The 18,936-nt window shown below is 73.0% G+C and carries 19 protein-coding genes; 9 read left to right on the top strand and 10 right to left on the bottom strand.

What is annotated here, in order from left to right; translation table 11 throughout:
* Positions 1-211 precede the first annotated feature (211 nt).
* Positions 212-1,189 carry an ABC transporter substrate-binding protein gene (locus ABT137_RS15110; RefSeq protein WP_351708079.1) on the top strand — a complete coding sequence of 326 codons (978 nt, stop codon included), beginning with the start codon at positions 212-214 and terminating at the stop codon, positions 1,187-1,189.
* Here ABT137_RS15110 and ABT137_RS15105 read toward each other — a convergent pair.
* The 7 genes from ABT137_RS15105 to ABT137_RS15075 all read right to left on the bottom strand — a co-directional run bounded on the left by ABT137_RS15105 (position 1,158) and on the right by ABT137_RS15075 (position 7,533).
* Positions 1,158-1,583, bottom strand: coding sequence for a hotdog family protein (locus ABT137_RS15105; RefSeq protein WP_351708076.1), 426 nt, complete (start codon positions 1,581-1,583; stop codon positions 1,158-1,160). The genes ABT137_RS15110 and ABT137_RS15105 overlap by 32 nt on opposite strands.
* Positions 1,580-2,086, bottom strand: coding sequence for an FAS1-like dehydratase domain-containing protein (locus tag ABT137_RS15100; RefSeq protein ID WP_351708073.1), 507 nt, complete (start codon positions 2,084-2,086; stop codon positions 1,580-1,582). The genes ABT137_RS15105 and ABT137_RS15100 overlap by 4 nt, the downstream gene beginning before the upstream one ends.
* Positions 2,083-2,916, bottom strand: coding sequence for an IclR family transcriptional regulator (locus tag ABT137_RS15095; protein ID WP_351708070.1), 834 nt, complete (start codon positions 2,914-2,916; stop codon positions 2,083-2,085). The genes ABT137_RS15100 and ABT137_RS15095 overlap by 4 nt, the downstream gene beginning before the upstream one ends.
* Before the next feature lie 103 nt (positions 2,917-3,019).
* Entirely contained in the window at positions 3,020-3,880 is an 861-nt protein-coding gene (locus tag ABT137_RS15090; protein ID WP_351708067.1) for an alpha/beta fold hydrolase, read from the bottom strand.
* Positions 3,877-4,875, bottom strand: coding sequence for a DODA-type extradiol aromatic ring-opening family dioxygenase (locus tag ABT137_RS15085; RefSeq protein WP_351708064.1), 999 nt, complete (start codon positions 4,873-4,875; stop codon positions 3,877-3,879). The genes ABT137_RS15090 and ABT137_RS15085 overlap by 4 nt, the downstream gene beginning before the upstream one ends.
* Positions 4,872-6,188 (bottom strand): M20 family metallopeptidase, encoded by a 1,317-nt coding sequence (locus ABT137_RS15080; protein WP_502984519.1) that lies wholly within the window; start codon positions 6,186-6,188, stop codon positions 4,872-4,874. Before ABT137_RS15080 ends, ABT137_RS15085 begins: the two co-directional genes overlap by 4 nt.
* A gap of 124 nt (positions 6,189-6,312) precedes the next feature.
* Positions 6,313-7,533 (bottom strand): aromatic ring-hydroxylating oxygenase subunit alpha, encoded by a 1,221-nt coding sequence (locus ABT137_RS15075; protein ID WP_351708058.1) that lies wholly within the window; start codon positions 7,531-7,533, stop codon positions 6,313-6,315.
* A gap of 146 nt (positions 7,534-7,679) precedes the next feature.
* Between ABT137_RS15075 and ABT137_RS15070 the strand changes: the two genes are divergently transcribed.
* From ABT137_RS15070 to ABT137_RS15055, 4 genes are read left to right on the top strand one after another with little or no spacing between them, the layout of a single operon-like run.
* Positions 7,680-8,804, top strand: coding sequence for an ABC transporter substrate-binding protein (locus ABT137_RS15070; protein WP_351708055.1), 1,125 nt, complete (start codon positions 7,680-7,682; stop codon positions 8,802-8,804).
* A 3-nt stretch (positions 8,805-8,807) separates the two neighbouring features.
* On the top strand, positions 8,808-9,731 hold the full coding sequence (locus ABT137_RS15065) for an ABC transporter ATP-binding protein (protein ID WP_351708052.1): 924 nt from the start codon (positions 8,808-8,810) through the stop codon (positions 9,729-9,731).
* A complete protein-coding gene (locus tag ABT137_RS15060; RefSeq protein WP_351708049.1) occupies positions 9,728-10,537 on the top strand; it encodes an ABC transporter permease in 810 nt (269 codons plus the stop codon). Before ABT137_RS15065 ends, ABT137_RS15060 begins: the two co-directional genes overlap by 4 nt.
* Positions 10,534-11,484, top strand: coding sequence for a quinone oxidoreductase family protein (locus ABT137_RS15055; RefSeq protein ID WP_351708046.1), 951 nt, complete (start codon positions 10,534-10,536; stop codon positions 11,482-11,484). Before ABT137_RS15060 ends, ABT137_RS15055 begins: the two co-directional genes overlap by 4 nt.
* A gap of 22 nt (positions 11,485-11,506) precedes the next feature.
* On the opposite strand, the gene ABT137_RS15050 is transcribed toward ABT137_RS15055, so the two are convergent.
* Positions 11,507-11,914, bottom strand: coding sequence for a hotdog family protein (locus ABT137_RS15050; RefSeq protein WP_351708043.1), 408 nt, complete (start codon positions 11,912-11,914; stop codon positions 11,507-11,509).
* Positions 11,911-12,375 (bottom strand): FAS1-like dehydratase domain-containing protein, encoded by a 465-nt coding sequence (locus ABT137_RS15045; RefSeq protein WP_351708040.1) that lies wholly within the window; start codon positions 12,373-12,375, stop codon positions 11,911-11,913. The genes ABT137_RS15050 and ABT137_RS15045 overlap by 4 nt, the downstream gene beginning before the upstream one ends.
* Positions 12,376-12,478: 103 nt before the next feature.
* Here ABT137_RS15045 and ABT137_RS15040 point away from each other — a divergent pair, with 103 nt between their 5' ends.
* The 3 genes from ABT137_RS15040 to ABT137_RS15030 are packed head-to-tail and all read left to right on the top strand — an operon-like array spanning position 12,479 to position 17,235.
* Entirely contained in the window at positions 12,479-13,345 is an 867-nt protein-coding gene (locus tag ABT137_RS15040; protein WP_351708037.1) for an alpha/beta fold hydrolase, read from the top strand.
* 34 nt (positions 13,346-13,379) lie between these two features.
* The gene (locus tag ABT137_RS15035) at positions 13,380-15,650 is read left to right on the top strand and encodes a CaiB/BaiF CoA-transferase family protein (protein WP_351708034.1); all 2,271 of its coding nucleotides are present in this window, start codon (positions 13,380-13,382) and stop codon (positions 15,648-15,650) included.
* Between the two features lie 19 nt (positions 15,651-15,669).
* Positions 15,670-17,235: an AMP-binding protein gene (locus ABT137_RS15030; RefSeq protein WP_351708031.1), complete on the top strand. Its 1,566-nt coding sequence runs from the start codon at positions 15,670-15,672 to the stop codon at positions 17,233-17,235.
* Here the strand turns inward: ABT137_RS15030 and ABT137_RS15025 are convergent.
* Positions 17,177-17,980 (bottom strand): helix-turn-helix domain-containing protein, encoded by an 804-nt coding sequence (locus ABT137_RS15025; RefSeq protein WP_351708028.1) that lies wholly within the window; start codon positions 17,978-17,980, stop codon positions 17,177-17,179. The two genes, ABT137_RS15030 and ABT137_RS15025, sit on opposite strands and share 59 nt — an antisense overlap.
* A 96-nt stretch (positions 17,981-18,076) precedes the next feature.
* Here ABT137_RS15025 and ABT137_RS15020 point away from each other — a divergent pair, with 96 nt between their 5' ends.
* Positions 18,077-18,931 carry an NAD(P)H-binding protein gene (locus ABT137_RS15020; RefSeq protein WP_502984517.1) on the top strand — a complete coding sequence of 285 codons (855 nt, stop codon included), beginning with the start codon at positions 18,077-18,079 and terminating at the stop codon, positions 18,929-18,931.
* The last annotated feature ends 5 nt before the right edge of the window (positions 18,932-18,936 follow it).

Below are 18,936 nucleotides of genomic sequence, written 5' to 3'. Positions count from 1 at the left end.
CGTAGGAGCCGGCCCGGATACCGCCCTACGGGTTCGTTCCGGTGAGCAGGACGCGCCGCCCGCGCCTGCTCGCTCGACCCGCTTCGTTCCGGTGGGCGGGACACCTGGCCCGCCCCGGGCCGTTCCGGCCAGCAGGACGCTTCGCTTACGCATCCCGGCCCGGCGCTGGGACCGTCCTTCCACCCATGCAGCACGACGCCGGGAGGGCGACATGCACACGGACGCGATCGGCAGGAGAGGTGTCGTCGGTGCGGCACTGGCCCTGTTCCTGACCACGGCCTGCACGGCGGGGACGACGGACTCGGCGGGGACGTCGGCGGCGGGGCTGCCGACGGTGCGGGTCGCCCTCGGCGTCGACGCCTCGTACGCCCCCTTCTATCTCGCCGAGGAGCGTGGGCTGTTCAAGAAGGAAGGCGTGAACGTCGAGCTGGTGAAGACGGAGGGCGGGCCCGCCGCGTCCCAGGCCGTTACGGCGGGCACCGCGCAGATCGCGGCCAACGCCGACTCGACCGCCCTGCCGCTCATGGTCACCGACCCCGGACTGCGCGCCCTCGGTGTGTTCCAGTCCTCCGACCGCTACCTCAAGGTCGTCCTCCGCAGCGGGATCACCTCGCCGAAGCAGATCAGGACCATGGCGTCGATCGGCGGCCTCGGCCTGTACTCGACCCACCAGTACCTGCTGCACAACGGCATCGACCCGAAGTCCGTGAAGATCCTCCAGAGCTCGGCCCCGGAGATCCCCGGCATGCTGGAGCGCGGCTCCATCGACGGGTACGTGCTGTACGAACCCTGGGCGGCCAAGGGCGCCGCGTCCGGCGGCCACATCACGGCCCGCATCGGCGACTTCGGGGTGCGCTACGTGCAGTGGCTGCTGGCCGACCAGACCTGGCTCAAGGACAACGAGGACACCGCCGGCAAGGTCTTCAAGGCCGTCGCCGAGGCGGACCGGCTCGTCACCTCCGACCCCGAGGCGGCCGCCGAGGCCTCGGACAAGCAGGTGAAACTCCCCGTCGCGGACACGGAGAAGGTGCTCCCGGAGATCACCTTCGCCGCCCGCGGCATCGACAGCGGCGACGTCACCTCGTCACGGAAGATCGTCGACTTCCTCCTCGACCAGAAGCTGATCAAGAAGGCGCCCGACCTGGACACCGCCCTGCTCAAGGGCTGGTACGCCCAGCACACCAAGTGAGTTCCACGAGCCCTGTGACGCAGGGGACGCCGTCGTCCTTCACCACGGCGACGTCGAGCGTCACGCGCGTCCCCGTGTCACAGGGCTCGGCCGCCCGGACCGTCCCGGTCCAGATGAGCGGCTCGCCGGCCACGGCGGTGGCCCGGTTGCGCCAGCTCACCGACTCCAGCGCGGCCCCGGCCCCGGCCCAGTCCAGCGCGTAGCGGCTCAGCGTCTCGCCGTGCAGGGTCGACTGGACGACGACCCCGGGGAACCCCTCGGAGGCGGCGTACCCGGCGTCGTAGTGGATGCGGTGCGCGTTCCACGACACGGCGCTGAACCGGAACAGCTGCACGGGAGTGTGCGAGTAGGAGCGCGCCGGGCAGACCTGCCCGGCAGCGGGTGCGGCGCTCAAGAGCCCTCCAGTACGACGATCGTCTCGTCCATCGCCATCAGTTCGGCACCGTCCGGTGCGGTGAAGCGGGTGGTGACGCCCAGCAGGACGAAGTCGCCGCCGCGCCCCTGCCGCCGGTCCGCCGACGTCACCGCCCGGGCTGCGGTCACCCGGGTGCCGGCGACCGGGGCCCGCCGCAGCGTCACCGACTGCCCTCCGTGCACCTGGCGGACCGGCAGGCCCTGGGTGCACGGCGACTCCCGGGCGGCCAGCCCGTCCGGGCGCAACTCGTCCTCGACGGGGCCGTCCTGCCAGCTCATCGTCCCGGCGAGGAACAGCGCCGGCGCGACGACCGGCTCCCCGGCGGCCTCCTGAGTCCGGGCCCGGCGGACGTAGTCGACGTCGTTCAGGGCCGCCGCGTACCGGCAGAAGTCCTTCACGGCGAGCACCCCGCAGTCCTCGCTCTCCCACGCCCCGACCAGTCCACGTGCCCGGGACAGGACCTCGTCGAGTACGGCGCTCACCGCAGCGACCTGGCGATGCCCAGGGCGGCGGTGCGCAGCGCCACGGCGTGGCCGGGGCCGTCCATCCGGTAGGTGGGCGCGGTGATGGACAACGCCCCCACCAGCGTGGACTGGGGGCTGAAGACGGGCACCGCCATGCTCGCGTAGCCCAGCCGGATCTCCTCCGCCTCGGACGCCACACCCTCGGCCCGGATCCGCTCCAGCTGGGCCCGCAGCCGCCCCGGCGAGGTGACCGTGTGCCGGGTCAGCGGCTTCATCCCGTGGCGGACCACCTCGGCGAACAGGGAGGCGGGGGAGAAGGCCAGGATCGCCTTGCCGGTGGCCGTGCAGTACAGCGGCAGCCGGCCCGCCACCCGGGACTCCTCGCTCAGGCCCCGGTGCGGGTAGATCTTCTCCAGGTACACGACGTCCAGGCTGTCGTGGATGGCGAAGTGGATGGTCTCCTGGGTGGCCAGCAGCAGATCCTCCATGTACGGCTGGGCCACCTCGCGCAGGATCCGCTGCCGGTGGACCCGCTGCCCGATCTCGAAGAGCCTGAGGCCCAGCCGGTAGTCGCAGCCCGAGCGCTCCAGGAGCCCCCAGACGACCAGCTCCTGCGCGAGCCGGTGCACGGTCGCCTTGGCCACCCCGGTCCGGCGCACCAGCTCCGCCAGCGACAGCGCGTCGTCCTCGGCGGCGAACGCCTCCAGTATCGGCCTGACCTTGCCCAGGACCGAGTTCGTCGGGTCGGGACCGGGGTCCTCGGCCCGCGGAATGGCGGAGCCGCGCGGGACGGCGAGTGCGGGTCCGGCTGGAGCGGTGTCGGCGCGGCCGACCGCGGTGACGGTCATGGGCGGAACCTCCCGGTCAATCCGTGGCCATGGGGAGCATGGGGAAACGGAACCATGTGTCCCGCGATCGGGCCATGGGTCACGTGTAAATTCGCTGTTCCGGTCAGCCCGCCTCGCCGAGGAACGCCAGGCTGAGCGGGTTGTACAGGTCGGCCTTCTCGTGCTGCGGCCAGTGCCCGCACCCGGTGAAGACCTCCAGCCGGGCCCCGGGGATCGCGGCGGCGATGGCCTCGCCCTCCGGGACGTCCCCGAACGGGTTCTTGTTCGCCCACACCACCAGCGTGGGCGCCTTGATCCGGGCCATCCGGTCGGGCCGCAGCAGGTTGCGCTCGCGCCGGTCGACCTCCTGGAGGGCCAGCAGGTTGTGCAGGTTCCGCTGGAACTCCGGCCGGTGGTAGATCTCGTACCGGACCCGGGTCAGCTCCTCGCCGAGGTCCTCGTCCCACTCGGCCCACAGCAGCCGGAGCCGCTCGCGGGTGAGGGAGATGTCGTCCTCCAGGGCCGCCGCCCTCGTCGAGGTCTTCAGCCGCTCCATCACCTGCGGGTTGACCTTCGTGCCGCCCATGCACAGCAGCTGGAGCGAGGCGACCCGGTCCGGGTGCTCGCTCGCCGCCCAGGACGCCACCCAGCCGCCCAGCGACTCGCCGACCAGATGCGCCCGTTCGGCGCCCACGGCGTCCAGGTAGGCGAGCAGGTGCTCGACGTAGGCGGGGATCTCGCCGGGCCGGTCGGGCTTGTCGGTGTAGCCGTGGCCGAGCATGTCGACGGCGTGGACGCGGTACCCGGCGGCGGCGTGCGCCGGGACGTTCCTGACGAAGGCCTCCAGATGGCCGGTGGTGCCGTGCAGGAACACCACGTGCTCGCCGTCCTCGGGCCCGGCCTGGAGGGCCCGGGTGCGGACGCCGCCCGCGTCGACGTAGGCGAGACGGTGGTCGGTGCCGGTGAGTTCGGTCCAGATGCTCATGACTGCCTTTCGGGGGACGCGGAGGACGCGGGGGACGCAGGGGACGCGGGGGACGCGGAATGCGCGGGGTCGAGGACGGCGACGGCCATGCCGGTCAGCCACTCGGGCAGCTGTTCGTAGGCCAGCCGCTCGCCAGGGACGTGGCCGAGGGCGGCCGCCATCAGCAGCCAGGTACGGATCTCCTGCGCGCCGTTGCCGGCCCGCTTCTCCAGCTCCTCGGTGGTGAGTCCGGTGAGCCGGCGGGTCTCGCCGCGCCCCAGGAGGGCGAGGAACTCCTCGTCGAACTCCGGCGTGAGCGCGGCCTCGGCGGCCCGGATGATCTCGCGGCGGCGGGCGTCGTAGTCCTGCCAGTTCTCCCGGCCGTTGAGCCAGGCGTCGACCATGAACTCCTCGTCGTCGCCGTGCGGTTCGCGCCAGTCGGGCCAGGGCAGCCGGTGCGAGAGCCCGCCGGAGCCCACGACGGCGACCCGGCGGCCCTCCGGGAAGGAGAGGATCGTCTCCCTGATCGCCCGGCCGAGCCGCTCGCAGCGCTCCAGGGTCGGCAGCGGCGGCGCGAAGACGTTGACGACGAGCGGGACGAGCTCCACGTCGAGGCCGTCGAGGAGGTACTGGATCGCGTGCGACTGGCCGTGGTCGATCTGCAGCCGGGCGGAGAAGGCGATGTCGAAACCGTGGTCCTCGACGAGGGAACCGGCGAGGTGCCGGGCCAGCGGGACGTCCACCGGCTGCGGGCCCTTCGGGGTGCCGGACTCGCCGCTCGCGATGCACTCGCCCACGCCGAGGGTGAAGCTCGGGATCAGGTCCAGCCAGAAGCCGCGGAAGTGGTTCGAGCCGACCAGCACCACCGTGTCCGGGCGGGCGGCGGCGAGCCGGTCGCGGGCCTCGGCGAGGGCGTCGCGGAAGCGTTCGGCGCGGTCCTTGTGGAAGGTCTGGTCCCAGTGGGTGTTCATCAGCGTGCTGTGCGACGCGCCGACACCCAGGACGATCTCGGTCATGCCGGGGCTCCAAGGATCTCTGTGCGGGTGCGGGTGCGGGTGACGGTGTCGAGGGCCGTACGGATCAGGTGGCGGGTCAGCTTCTCCATCGCCCGCACGGAGACGGTGTTCATCCCGCGCGCGAAGTCGATCTCGAAGGGGGCCTCGGCCTGCGGGACCTTCGGCATGCCGACGCGCACCGTCGGAATGCCGCGACCGCGCAGGATATTGGCGTCGGTGGCACCGCTGTTGCCGCGGATCACCTCGTGCTCGCGGCCCTCGAAGGCCTCCCACGCGGCGGTCGCGGAGCGGCGGATCCAGCTGTCCGGGTCGGTCCGGGTGCCGGGAACGGCGAGCACCATCTCCGCGGTCACACCCTCGAACTTGCCGAGGGCGGCGAGGAACTCCCGCTTCGCCTGCATCGGTGAGGTCTCCGGGGCGATCCGCAGGTCCACCATGAGGGTGCAGGAGGCCGGGGTGACCGCGGCCGTGCGCGGCCAGCCGCCGCGCACGGAGGAGACGATGCCCTGCGGGGCGACCGTGCCGCCGGTGTGCCGCTCGGCGTACCCGGCGAACCACTCCTCCAGGTGCCGGGTGACCTCCCCGGCACGGGCGATCGCGTTGTCGTACGGCAGCCGGTGGCGCGAGCCGACGTAGGTGTGCGTGCCGCGGACGGTGACCTCGAACCAGACCAGGCCGACCTCGTCCCAGGAGACCGTCCAGCCGGGCTTGGCGATGACCGCGTAGTCGGTCCACACGCCCTGCTCCAGGAGGAACGAACAGCCCACTCCCTGCCCGGTGTTGAGCCTGGGGTTGCCGGGCCGGGCGTTGGTCGGCATGCCGCCCGCGCCGAACGCCGCGACCAGGTCGCCGGTGAGCGGGACGCCGGCGCGGGCGATCGCCTCGGCGGCCATCATCACGCAGGCCGCGTGACCCTTGGGATTCGAGGCGCCGAGGCCGGTGACCAGGTCGTCGTAGACCGTCGCCCGCGGTCGCATGTCCTCCCGCAACTCCGGGCCGATCCACGGGAGATCCTCACGCTCGTCGCCCACGGTGAGGGTGTCGACGGGGGCGTAGAGCATGAGGTCGGGGCCGGTGCCGTCGCCTTCGAGGCGGGACCAGGCGTTGGCTTGGCGGTCGTCGAGGGGCTGTGTTGTTGAATCTTTAATGGTATGTGACATGGTGCGGGCGATGTGCCGGGCCAGCGGCCCCTCGTCCCCCGTAGGGCTCGCGATGTCCACCAGCCCGATGACCAGCTCACGCAGCCGGTCGGCGCTGACATGCCGCCAGGCCTCCGTGACCCAGCCTGCGCGCCGTTCGTCGAGGCCGCCCAGGGCGTTCACTGGTTGACCCTGTGGACCTGGGTCATGGTGCTGCGCTCGAAGCGTCGCTTGGCCAGCGGCAGCCCGATCGCCAGGGCGGCTCCGGCCAGCAGGGTGAACAGGGTACGGCGCATGCTCACGCCTCCTTCTCTGCGGGTGCTGCGGGTGCTGCGGGTGCTGCGGGTGCCGCGGCGCCCGTCCCGGCCAGCTTCTTGCCGTACTCCTCCTCGCTGAGGTTCCGCCAGGCGGTCAGCGAGACGTCGGGGCGGTAGAGCTTCTCCGGGGGCGCGTCGGTGACGTCGACCATCCAGGCGTCCTGGCCGGAGAACTGGCCGTGGAACAGCCAGCGGATCGCGCCCAGGTACTTGGCGTAGAAGCGCAGGGTCGACCAGCCCTCGGTGAAGTTGACCATCACGCCGACGTAGTTGTGACGGCCGGCGTCGACGGGGACGTAGAACTCGTAGTGGATGAAGTTCGGGTAGACGATCCGCAGCACGCCCGGCATGGACAGGGACGCGAAGCCGGGGAAGTCCTGGGCCTCGATCGTCGGGTTGATCCGGTCCGCCTTGCCGGTGTTGCCGATGTTGAAGGTCTCCTTCGGCGGCTGCATCTTCCACCAGCGCTTGTTGGACCAGTGGCCCACGCCGGGAAAGTCGGCCTCCCAGTGCACCTCGTCCTGGACCCGGAAGATCCAGCGGCCGCGGGGCACGATCCGGGTGACGTTCCAGGTCGGCATCGGCTTGAACAGCCGCCACAGGGCGGTGCGGTGCAGGTACTTGGCGTGGCCCTCGTCGAAGCCGTTCTCGCAGGCGAACCGCCAGTTGCCGGCGCGCGGCTCGATCCGGCCGCCCATCACGAAGGGGTTGGAGACGAGTTCCTCGGGGAGCTGCTCGTCGATGGGGTGGGGTTCCTCGTCGGTGAGGGGGATGTACACCCACACCATGCCGAGGCGCTCCTCGACCGCGTACGTCCGCACGCTCACCTTGCCGGTCAGCCGGCAGCCGGGCCCGTCGGTGATGACCGCGGACAGCTTGCCGGTGGGCAGGTCGAACGTCCAGCCGTGGTAGGGGCAGCTGACCGTGCCGGGGAACTGCTGGTCGCCCTCGGAGAGCGGCACCCCGCGGTGCGGGCAGCGGTTGTGCAGGGCGTACGCCGTGCCGCCGTCGCGGATCAGCGTGATCTTCTCGCCGCAGATCGTGAACGGCTGCGGCTTGCCGGTCAGGTGGCTGGACCAGGTGACCGGGTACCAGTAGCCGCGGAAGCCCTCGGCGGCGCCGTCGTAGTGCGGCCAGGAAGACCAGTCCTGCCGGCCCGGCGCGGACCGGCTCCTGTTCTTCGGGCCTTCACCCGTCGTCATCGTGCGTGACCTCCTGCTGCCGTCGGTGCGTGGTGACGAGCTTCGGGTCACGGCCGGTGGCGGCCTACGAAACCGTTCCGCTGAGCAGACCGGCGGCGCGGTGGCGGTCCTTCCCGGCGGGCGTCCCGCTCAGCGGACCACCGGCCATGCGCGCACCTCCCCGCGCGTTCTACGGTGCGCGAATTCCCGTCACCACCCGGCCACTTCCCCGCCTCCTCAAGGGCCCGCACGCCTCCCCCGACCCGCCGAACGCGCCGGTCTCCCGCCAACCCTCCGAGGTGCTCATGGAGCCACAGGCCAGCAGAAGAAGCCTGCTCGCACTCGCCGCCGCCGCACTGCTCCCGCTCACCGCGTGCAGCGCGGCCACCACCGACTCCGCCGCCGGGTCCGGCGGCGCCAAGGGACCCACGGTCCGCGTCGCCGTCGGCGTCGACGCCTCCTACGCGCCCTTCTTCCTCGCCGACGCCCAGGGACTGTGGGCCAAGCACGGGGTCGACGTCCGGCTGGTCCAGTTCGGCAGCGGTGGCGAGGGCGTCGACGCGCTGGCCACGGGCCAGGTCCAGCTCGCCGGCAACTCCGACACGACCACCATCGGCAAGCTCCAGCAGAACCCCGGCCTGCGGGCGCTCATGATCTACGAGGAGTCCGGCCGCTACCTCAAGGTCGTCCTCGGCCCGAAGGTCACCTCCGCCGCGAAGATCCGCAGGATGGCCATCGTCCCCGGCCTCTCCGAACTCGCGGCCACCCGCTATCTCCGGTCCAAGGGCATCGACACGAAGTCGGTCGACTTCGTCACCGCCGACCCGCCCGAGATCCCGGCCCTCCTCCAGAAGGGCGACGTGGACGCCTACGTCCTGTGGGAGCCCTGGCCCACCAAGGGCGCCGAACTCGGCGGCCGGATCGTCGAGAACACCGGCGACTACGGGGTGTCGTACGCCCAGTGGCTGATCGCCGACGAATCCTGGCTCGGCGCGAACACGGCCACCGCCGCCAAGGTGGCCGAGGCGCTGAAGGACGCGGCCGAACAGACCGAGTCGGACCCGGAGGCCGCCGCGAAGGCGACGCAGAAGGCCGCGAAGATCCCCGCCGCGCAGACCCTCCAGGCCGTCAAGGACATCGACTTCGGGGCGCGGGACATCACCTCGGCCGACCTGAAGACCTACGACGCGACCGCTCAGTTCTACGTCGACACCGGCAAGGTCAAGGCCCGCCCGGACGTCGCCACTGCCGCCCTGCGCGGCTGGTTCACCCAGCACACGAAGGGATCGTGACCGATGACGAAGGCCATCCAGACGGGCCCGGCACCCGCCCGGACCGACGGCGCGGACGGCGCGGACGGCGGACGGGGCGGGCACGGCGGACGGGGCGGGCACGGCGCTGCCGTCCGCGTCGACGGTGTCGGGATCCGGTTCGGCTCCTTCCACGCCGTGGACGGCATCACGCTCGACATCGCCGCCGGTGAGTTCCTGTGCCTGCTCGGGCCGAGCGGCTGCGGCAAGTCCACGCTGCTGTCGGCGCTGGCGGGATTCGTCCGGCCGTCCGAAGGCGCTCTGACCGTCGACGGGAAGCCGGTCACCGGACCCGACCCGGACCTCGGGATGGTGTTCCAGAGCAGCGAGGCCCTCTTCGACTGGCTGACCGTCCGCCAGAACGTGGCCTTCGGCCCCCGGATGCGCGGCCGTTCCCGCGCCGAGCAGAACGAACTGGCCGACGAATACCTGGGGTTGGTCGGACTGCGGCACTGCGCCGACCGGTTCCCCGGGCAGCTCTCGGGCGGGATGCGGCAGCGGGTGCAGATCGCGCGCGTGCTGGCGAACCAGCCCCGGGTGGTGCTGATGGACGAGCCGTTCGGCGCGCTCGACGCGCAGACCCGGCAGGTCATGCAGGAGGAGATGGCCCGCATCTGGCAGGCCTCCGGCTGCACGGTCGTGTTCGTCACCCACGACATCGAGGAGGCGATCCTGCTCGCGGACCGGATCGCCGTCATGACGGCGGGCCCGGCGGCCTCCGTCAAGTCCGTCTACCCGGTGGACCTGCCCAGGCCCCGGGACGAGGACGACCCGGCCGCCCTCGACCTGCGCCGCAGCCTGCGCCAGGACATCGGCGAAGAGGTCCGCAAGGCCCTGCGCGACCAAGGCCTCGACGAAGGACCTGATCAGGGACTCGACCAGGGACTCGACCTTGAGGAGACGTCATGACCACCGTGACCGTGGCCGCGCCGGCGAAACCGCGCGCCGAACGCAAGGCGGTCCTCGGACTGCGGACCGCCGGCCTGTACACCGTCTCCGTCCTCGTCGGCATCGGCGTCTGGCAGCTGCTCGCCGTGCACTACGGCCCCTCGCTCGTGGCGTCCCCGCACGAGACCCTCACCGCCGCCGGCGAACTCGCCAAGGACGGCACCCTGACCAACTCCATCATCGCCTCCAGCCGCCGCATCCTGATCGGCTGGGGCCTCGGACTGCTCGTCGGCGTCCCGGCCGGTCTGCTCGTCGGCCAGATCAAGGTCGTACGCCAGCTCCTGGAGCCGTACATCGAGTTCTTCCGGTTCATCCCGCCGGTCGCCTTCGTCACGCTGGCCGTGGTCTGGCTGGGCATCGGCGAGTCCTCGAAGGTCGTGCTGATCTTCTACACGGCCGTCTTCATCGTCATCCTCAACACCAGCGCCGGGGTCATGGCCGTCGGCGAGTCCAAGCTGCGCGCCGCGGCCGCCCTGGGCGCGAGCCGGGGGCAGATCCTGCGCGGGGTGGTACTGCCCTCGACCGTGCCGTACATCATCACGGGTGCCCGGCTGGCCATGGGCAACAGCTTCCTGACCATCGTCTCCGCCGAGATCGTCGCCGCCCAGGTCGGCCTCGGCTCCCTGATCTGGACCTCCCGCAACTACGGTCGTATCGACTGGGTGTTCGTCGGGATCATCACCCTGGGCATCCTCGGGTTCGTCTTCGACCGCGTGCTGCGGATCGTGGCCTCCCGGGTCCTGCGTCGATACGGAGTGAAACTGTGAGCGGCACGTCGAACGCCCTGGTCCTCGAACGGTTCGGGGACCTGCCCCGGCTCCTGGAGCGGCCCGTGCCCGAAGCCCGGCCGGGTCACACCCTGGTACGGATGCTGGCGGCACAGGTCGGCCACCTCGATCTCAACGTCGTGGACGGGAAGTTCGGCATTCTCCCCGACCTGCCCGCCGTTCCCGGCACCAACGGGGCCGGCCTCGTGCTCGTCTCCGGCACCCACCCGGTCGGCGCCCTGGTCCGGGTCAACGGCAAGGGACTCGGGCTGCGCCGGGACGGCTGCTGGCAGAGCCACGCCCTGGTGCCCGACGCCGCCGCGATCCCGGTGCCGGAGGGCACGGATCCGGCGCTCGCCTGCGGCTTCTTCACCCCGGCCGGTACCGCCTGGGCGGCGGTGCACTCGGTGGCGGCCGTGCGGCCCGGGGAACGGGTGCTGGTCACCGGCGCCGCGGGCGCGGTCGGATCGCTGACCGTGCAGGTCGCGGCGCGGGCCGGGGCCGAGGTGATCGGCGTGGTCGGACGGCCCGCCAAGCTCGGCCGGGTCCCGGCCGTCGCGAAGGCGGTCCTGGCGGGGGACCTGACCGCGGAGGCGGTCGGCGGACCGGTGGACGCGGTCGTCGACACCGTGGGCGGGCCGGTGCTGCGGGCCGCCCTTGACCTGGTCCGGCCCCGCGGCCGGGTCGCCCTGGTCGGCTACACCGCGGGCCGCGAACTCACCGTCGACCTCGCGGACTTCCTGCTCGCCGACGTCTCACTGCTGCCGGTCAACCTGATGACCCGGGGCAGGGAGGTCGCCGCCGACGTCGACCGCATGCTGGGCGAACTGGCGGCGGGGGAGTGGGAGTTGCCGGTCGAGCGGTACGGGCCCGAGCGGCTGGCCGAGGCGGTGGAACGGCTGCGGACGGGGGAGGCGGTGGGGAAGGTGGTGCTGGACTTCTCCTGAGGAGCGGGTCCTGAGGAGCGGGTCAGCCCCCTGTCCGGTCCTGACGTACGACGACGGCGTGGCCCCGGCAGCAGACGACACCGTCCGAGCGGTGTTCCACGAGATCGAGGGTGATCTCACCGCTGACCGGGTCCACGTCCCGGACCGCGCTCGTCACGGTGAGCCGGTCGCCCGGGTGGGCGGGCGCCCGGTTCTGCCAGGAGACCTCGCGCACCTGTCCCGTCGGCCCGGCGAAGTCCGCCGCCGCCCGGTGCAGCAGGCAGCCGTGCAGCTGCGCCATGACGACCGGCCCGTCCAGGCCCTCCGACCGGGCGAAGGCGGTGTCGTAGTGGATGCGGTGCGTGTTGCGGGTGACCGCGCCGAAGCGCAGCAGCAGCACCTCGTCGGGCACGAGTTCCGTGACCGCGTCCCCGTGTCGCGTCTCCGTCATCGCACGATGAACCTCTCCGTGACCTCGACCAGCATCCTGCTCTCGGCCGCGTATTCCTTCTCGACGGTGATGAGCAGCAGATCGGGCCGTTTCCGCTCCACCGCCGTGACCGCGCGGCGGACTTCGACGCGGTCGCCGGCCCGGACCTCCCCGATCCAGCGCACCGCCTGGCCGCCGGCCATGAGCCGGACGTCGAGCCCGTCGGTGCCCGGCACCTCGTCGCGGTACATGCCGTCCGGCCGTACCTCGCCCGGCTCCGGCCCCGGTGCGGGCCGCAGCAGGCTGACGAGGTACATCGGGTGCACCACGAAGGCCGGGTCGGCGGGATCCACGAGGGCGGGCGTGGTGTCCCCGGCGGCGCGCGCGAACTCGGCCGCCGCCTCGGCCCGTACGACACCCAGCGAGCGTGCCTCCCAGCGGCCCAGGGCCGCCCGGGCCCTTTCCTCGGCGAGATCCAGCATGCCGGCGACCCTAGGCGGGGCGGCGCCCCCGGGGCCACCGGGCCGGACCGCTCAGCGGACCGGCCCGCTTGGACCCGCCCGCGCCGCCCGGCACGATCCGCTCATGGATCTCATGGACATCCAGGCGCCCCCGCAGGGCGCCTACGCGGAGGCGGACGGCGTCAAGTACCACTACATCGAACGGGGCACGGGCAGCCCCACGATCTTCCTGCACGGCGGCGGCCCCGGCTGCACCGGCTGGTCCGACTTCGGGCAGGTCGCCCCGCTGTTCGCCGCCGACCGCCGCTGTCTGCTGGTCGACATCCTGCAGTACGGGAAGTCGGCGAAGCCCGTCATCGAGGGGCCCATGTGGGACTACCACGCGGCGAAGACCGTCGCCCTGCTGGACGCCCTGGGGATCGACCGGGCCGACTTCGTCTGCAACTCCTGGGGCGGCACCATCGCCCTGAACCTGGCCGCCAAGTACTCCGAGCGCGTACGGTCGTTGGTGGTCACCGGCAGCATGCCGGTCTTCCACGGCCCGCTCGCCCCGCTCCCCGAGGGCGGCCGCCGCGGCCGCAACGCCCGGGACGTCTACTACGGCGGCGACGGCCCGTCCCTCACCAAGATGCGCGAGCTGATGGCCCGCCTGGAGTGGTACGACCCCGAGGCCGTTCCCGAGGGCACGGTGCGGCTGCGCTACGAGCAGAGCCTCGACCCCGAGGAGACCGCGCTGGCCGGCGCCTCCGACAACCCGCGCGGCGACTGGCAGGACCTGTCCGCGGAACTCGGCACGATCCAGGCCCCGGTGCTGTTCCTGTGGGGGATGTACGACGCCTTCCTCACCCCCGACTACCCGCTGATGCTCGCCCGCATGATCCCCAAGGGGAACCTGCACGTGATCAGCGAGGCCTCCCACCACCCCCAGGAGGAGCGGCCGTACGACTTCCACAGCGTGGTCTCCGGCTTCCTGAACCAGCGGCACGGCTGACCCAAGGGCAGGAGGACAGAGGACAGGAGGACAGGTGAGCGCAGCAGCAACCCCGCGGGTCGTCGAACTGACCAGCCCCTTCACCCGCTTCGCCGGCCGGCTGCTGGTCGGCATCGGTTACGAGGTGATCCTGGCCGAACCCCCCGAGGGCCGTCCCGAACGGCACGAGGACCCGGTCGGCTTCGCCCACTGGCACGCCGGGAAGCGCTCGGTGACCGTGTCCGGACCGGACGGGCTGCGCCGGCTGCTCGCGGGCGCCGACGTCCTCCTCGACGGCACCCCGGACGGCGCCGACACCACCGGCCTCGACCACCTCGTCCACGTCCGGGTGACCCCCTTCGGGCTGGTCGGCCCGCGCAGCCACTGGCAGGGCACCGACCTCGTCGTGGCCGCCCTCGGCGGGATGCTCGCCCAGGTCGGCGACCCGGACGGCCCGCCCCTGCACCTGCCGGAGAACCAGGCGGAGCACCTCGCGGGCGTCAACGCGGCGATCGCCGCCCTGCTGGGCCTGCGGGCCCGCCGGCGCGGCCCCGGACAGCTCGTCGACGTCTCCGCCCAGGCCTGCGTCGCCGCCGCCCTGGAGGCCGGCACCCTCGCCTACCTGCACGAGGACCGGGTACCGCCCCGCCCCGGACGCGTGCACCCGCTGGTCCCGCACGGGCTCTTCCGCGCAGCCGACGGTCATCTGGGCGGCGGGCTCGGCGGCAGCCCCCGGATGTGGGACGCGCTGCTCGACTGGCTGTGCGAGCAGGGGGCACAGGCCGACCTCACCGAGCCCCGCTGGCAGGACCCGGTCGAGCGGAAGAAACACCAGGAGTACGTCTTCAAGGTCGTCCAGGACTTCGCGGGCACCTGGCCGAAGGCCGAGTTCGCGGAGCGGGCCCAGGACCGGAAACTGCCGTGGGCCGCCGTCGACGTACCGGCCGAGCTGCCGGACAACCCCCAGCTCGTCGCCCGCGGCTTCTTCACCGAGGCCGACGGCCGGACCGACCTCGGTTTCCCGTTCGCGTTCCCCGAGGGCCACCGGATCACCTCGCTGAGCACCCCTGCCGTGGGCGCGGACCAAGCGCTGCTCGACGAGGAGCGTCCGGTGCGGCGGGGGAACGGCGACTCCGCCCGCCCCGCCCTCGACGGCGTCCGCGTCCTCGACCTGACCTGGGTGCTCGCGGGCCCCTACTGCACCAAGGTGCTCGCCGACCACGGCGCCGACGTCATCAAGGTCGAGTCGGCCGGCCGGCCGGACCCCACCCGGTTCGCGCCCTTCATGCACCTCTCCCGCGGCCCGCACACCGACCCGGACACCAACGGCTACTTCAACGAGGTCAACCGCAACAAGCGCGGCATCGCCCTCGACACCCGCACCGACGACGGCGTCGCCGTGCTGCGCGACCTCGTCGCGTCCTCGGACGTCCTCGTGGAGAACTTCAGCGCCACGGTCATGACCAGGCTCGGCCTCGGCTGGGACACCCTCCGCGAGATCAACCCGCGGCTCGTCTACGTCAGCATGTCCGGCATGGGCCACACCGGACCCCGGGCGGGCTGGGTGTCGTACGCCGACACCGTCTCGGCGAGTTCGGGGCTCACCGGCCTCACCGGGTGGGGGCCCGGCGACGTGGTCGGGGTCATCTACGGCCACGGCGACATCGTGGCCGGGCTCCAGGCGGCGCTCGCCACCGTCGCCGCGCTCGAACACCGGGAACGGACCGGCCGCGGACAGCACATCGACCTCTCCCAACTGGAGGCGATCGCGGCCCACCTGGGCACCAGCCTGCTCACCTCGGCCAGGCACCCGATCGGCAACACGCATCCGGTGTGGAGTCCGCAGGGCGTGTACCGCTGCCTGGGCGCGGACAACTGGCTGGCGCTCAGCGTCCGTTCGGACGAGGAGTGGGCGGCGCTGTGCCGGGTGATCGGACGGCCCGACCTGGCGGCGACGGCCGACCGCAGGCGGCACAGCGCCCTCGTCGACGAGGCGATCGGCGGATGGACCCGCACACTCCCCGCCGACCTGGCCGCCGAGTTGCTGCAACAGCAGGGCGTACCCGCCGGGGCCGTCCGGGACGGACGCGAACTCGTCGAACACGACCCGCAGTTGCGGGCGCGCGGCTTCTACGTCCGCATGACCCACCCCGCCGCCGGCGCCTTCCTCCACGAAGGCCCGCCGATCCGGCTCATCCGCACCCCCGGCTCGGTCCGCACGCCCGCACCGCTGCTCGGGGCCGACACCGAGGAGGTGCTGCGCGAGGTGGCGGGATACTCCCCGAAGCGGCTCCAATACCTCTACGACGCGGGAGTGCTGCGGTGAACGACGTCGGGATGTCGAAGTGATCGCCGTCGGCCGGACGGTGCCGGAACTCGTCGAGGCGGCCGCCGAGCGGTACGGCGACCGCCCGTTCCTGCGCATCGGCCGTACAGCACGGACGTACGCCGAGACCCGCGAGGCGGCGGCCGCGACGGCGGGGGCGCTGGCGGCCCGGGGCTGCCGGCCGGGCGACCGGGTGGCAGCACTGCTGGGAAACCGGGTCGAGCTCGTGGACCTGTTCCTCGGATGCGCCTGGCTCGGCGCGGTCGCGGTCCCGCTGAACACCGCCCTGCGCGGCCGGTCGCTGGAGCACGCCCTGCGGGAGGCGCGGCCCCGGTTCCTGTACGCCGAGCACGAGCCGGCGGGGCGTGCGGCCGAGGCCGGGTACCGCGGGACGGTGTGGCCGGTGGGGGAGGCGGCGGCCCCGCGCCCCGACGGCGCCCCCGCGCTGCCGCCTTCCCCCGTCCGCCCGCAGGACACCGCCGCCGTCCTCTTCACCTCCGGCACCACGGGCCCGTCACGCGGAGTCCGCTGCCCCCAGGCCCAGTTCGGGTGGTGGGGCCGTACGGTCTCGGACGCCCTGCGTCTCACCTCCGACGACGTGCTGTTCACCTGTCTCCCGCTGTTCCACACCAACGCCCTGAACACGCTGGCCCAGGCGATGACGGTGGGCGCCTGCTGCGTGGTCGGCGAGCGCTTCTCCGCCTCGCGGTTCTGGCGGCAGGCGGCCGACGCCGGTGCCACCACCGCCTACCTGCTCGGCGCGATGGTCCCCATGCTGCTCGCCGGGCCGCCCGGCCCGGACGACCGGGCGCACCGGGTACGGCGCGCCCTCTCCCCGGCCACCCCCGGCCCGCTGGCGGAGCCCTTCCGCGAGCGGTTCGGCGTCACGCTCCTCGACGGCTTCGGCTCCACGGAGACGAACCTCGTCATCGGCTCCACCCCCGAGCACCACCGGCCCGGGTACCTGGGCACCGTCCGGCCCGGCTTCGACGCCCGGGTGGTCGACGAGGAGCTCGTCCCCGTACCGGACGGCACCCCGGGCGAACTCCTCGTCCGCAGCCACCGCCCCTTCGCCTTCTGCACCGGCTACCTGGGCGGTCCCGAACCGGAACCGGACTCCTGGCGCCGGACCGGCGACCGCGTGGTCCGCGAGCCCGACGGCTGGTTCCGGTTCCTCGACCGCGTCAAGGACGTCATCCGGCGGCGCGGCGAGAACATCTCCTCCTACGAGGTGGAGGAGGCCGTCCGCTCCCACCCCGCGGTCGTCACGGCCGCCGCCTTCCCGGTCGCCTCCGAACTGGCCGAGGACGAGGTGATGGTCGCCGTGGTCCTGCGCCCCGGGTGCGCGCCGGACCCGGCGGACCTGGCCCGGCACTGCGCCCGCGAACTGCCCCCGTTCGCCGTCCCCCGCTACATCGAGGCGGTCGGCGAACTGCCGCTCACCGAGACCGGCAAGGTGCGCAAGGCGGCACTGCGGGAACGGGGGGTCACGCCCGGCACCTGGGACCGGGACCACGCGCCCGGGTTCAGGGCCGCCGGATCCGGATCGCCTGGCAGGGGGTGGTCGCGGGCAGCCGGCCCGTGAAGTACGAGCGGGGCGGGACGCCCATCAGGGCACGGAAGTCGGTCGTCATGTGCGACTGGTCGAAGTAGCCGGTGGCGGCGGCCAGTTCGGACCAGCCCACGCTGCCCGCGCGGGCAGCGACCGTGCGGACGCGGTCGATACGGGCGTAGTGCTTCGGGGAGACCCCGACGCCGTCGGTGAACAGGTTCCGCAACTGGCGCTCGCTGACGGCCAGTTCCCGGGCCACGTCCCGTACCTGTGCGGGCGCCCGGTCCAGCCGCACGGACAACGCGTCCACGCCCGCCCGCAACAGCGCCGTCCGGCCCGCGTCCGCCTGCTCGGACAACAGCCCGGGCAGCACCTCGGCGATCCGCGGCAGCGCCGCCGGCGGCTCCAGCCACCGCACCTCACGCGCGAACCGGCGGGCCACCCCGCCCGGCAGGGCGTCCAACTGCACCACCCGGCCGACCAGCCCGGCGGCCGGCACACCCAGCAGGGGCCGGGAGGTGCCCGGTGCCAGGTGCAGCACCACGCACGAGATGTCGGCCTTCCCCTCGTGGTAGGTCGCCCGCACCCGCGGCCCGACGGCCAGGACGTCACGCTGCCCGTCCGCCGTCACCCGCAGCACCACCTTGGTCAGCGCGTCCGGCAGCTGGACGAACGTCCCCTCGGGGGGCTCGGCGAAGGACATGGGCCGCACCTCGGAGATCCACGGGCGCAGCACGTCGGGGATGGTCGCAAGCGGCTCGGCGATGGTCTTCGGCACCCTTCCACCGTAGGCGACCGGCACCGGCGTCCGGGCCGTCCTGCCGTGCCGGAATTTCCAAGAGAAGGGCGCCGCGGCGGGCCCACCGTGGACCCCATGATTCTGGTGACGGGTGCCACGGGCACCATCGGGAAAGACGTCGTACGACAGCTGGCCGGGCGCGGCGCCAAGGTGCGCGCGCTCACCCGCGACCCGGTGAAGGCGACGGTGCCCGCCGGGGTGGAGGTGGTGCGTGGGGACTACGCCGAACCGGCGTCCCTGGAGGCCGCGCTGGCCGGTGCGACGGCCGCGTTCCTGGTCCGGCCGGCCGGTCCCGAGGAGGGACAGGACGCGGCCCTGGTCGCCGCGGCCCGGGCCGCCGGTGTGGAGCGGCTGGTGAAGCTCTCCGCCATCGCCACCGGAGACCCGGCCACCGGCCCCTCCGGCTCCTGGCACGTGGCCGGGGAGCGGGCCGTGCGGGACAGCGGGCTCGCCTGGACGGTGCTGCGGCCCTCGTCGTTCGCCTCCAACACGCTGACCTGGCTCCCGGCCCTGCGCACGGGCGAGCCGGTCCCCAACATGACCGGGGACGGCGCCTCGGGCGTGATCGACCCCCGCGACATCGCCGAGGTGGCGGTGCGGGCCCTGCTCGACGCCGGGCACGCGGGGCGGACGTACACCCTGACCGGTCCCGAGGCGATCACCGTCCCCGGTCAGGCCGCCGTGCTCGCCGAGGTCCTGGGCCGCCCGGTCCCGACACGGGACCTGTCCCCGGACGAGACCCGTGACTTCCTCCGCACGGCCTGGGGCATGGAGGGGGCCCAGGTGGACGGTGTCCTGACCGGCGTGGCGTTCGTCCGTGCCGGAGGCAACGCGGTGGTCACCGAGGACGCCCGGGAGGTGCTCGGCCGGCCGGCCCGGACCTATCGGGAGTGGGCCGAGGACCACAGGGGAGCGTTCGCGGGGTCCTGAGAGGC

Source organism: Streptomyces sp. NPDC001980, from assembly GCF_040296885.1.
Lineage (GTDB): Bacteria > Actinomycetota > Actinomycetes > Streptomycetales > Streptomycetaceae > Streptomyces.
This window is presented reverse-complemented; position numbering and strand designations above follow the sequence as displayed.

Bases quoted from the DNA above. Each gene is read 5' to 3' on its own strand.
- ABT137_RS15040 (WP_351708037.1), top strand. From the start codon at position 12,479: ATGGATCTCATGGACATCCAGGCGCCCCCGCAGGGCGCCTACGCGGAG.
- ABT137_RS15110 (WP_351708079.1), top strand. From the start codon at position 212: ATGCACACGGACGCGATCGGCAGGAGAGGTGTCGTCGGTGCGGCACTG.
- ABT137_RS15085 (WP_351708064.1), bottom strand. From the start codon at position 4,875: ATGACCGAGATCGTCCTGGGTGTCGGCGCGTCGCACAGCACGCTGATG.
- ABT137_RS15095 (WP_351708070.1), bottom strand. From the start codon at position 2,916: ATGACCGTCACCGCGGTCGGCCGCGCCGACACCGCTCCAGCCGGACCC.
- ABT137_RS15070 (WP_351708055.1), top strand. From the start codon at position 7,680: ATGCGCGCACCTCCCCGCGCGTTCTACGGTGCGCGAATTCCCGTCACC.
- ABT137_RS15020 (WP_502984517.1), top strand. From the start codon at position 18,077: ATGATTCTGGTGACGGGTGCCACGGGCACCATCGGGAAAGACGTCGTA.
- ABT137_RS15045 (WP_351708040.1), bottom strand. From the start codon at position 12,375: ATGCTGGATCTCGCCGAGGAAAGGGCCCGGGCGGCCCTGGGCCGCTGG.
- ABT137_RS15075 (WP_351708058.1), bottom strand. From the start codon at position 7,533: ATGACGACGGGTGAAGGCCCGAAGAACAGGAGCCGGTCCGCGCCGGGC.
- ABT137_RS15050 (WP_351708043.1), bottom strand. From the start codon at position 11,914: ATGACGGAGACGCGACACGGGGACGCGGTCACGGAACTCGTGCCCGAC.
- ABT137_RS15065 (WP_351708052.1), top strand. From the start codon at position 8,808: ATGACGAAGGCCATCCAGACGGGCCCGGCACCCGCCCGGACCGACGGC.
- ABT137_RS15060 (WP_351708049.1), top strand. From the start codon at position 9,728: ATGACCACCGTGACCGTGGCCGCGCCGGCGAAACCGCGCGCCGAACGC.
- ABT137_RS15090 (WP_351708067.1), bottom strand. From the start codon at position 3,880: ATGAGCATCTGGACCGAACTCACCGGCACCGACCACCGTCTCGCCTAC.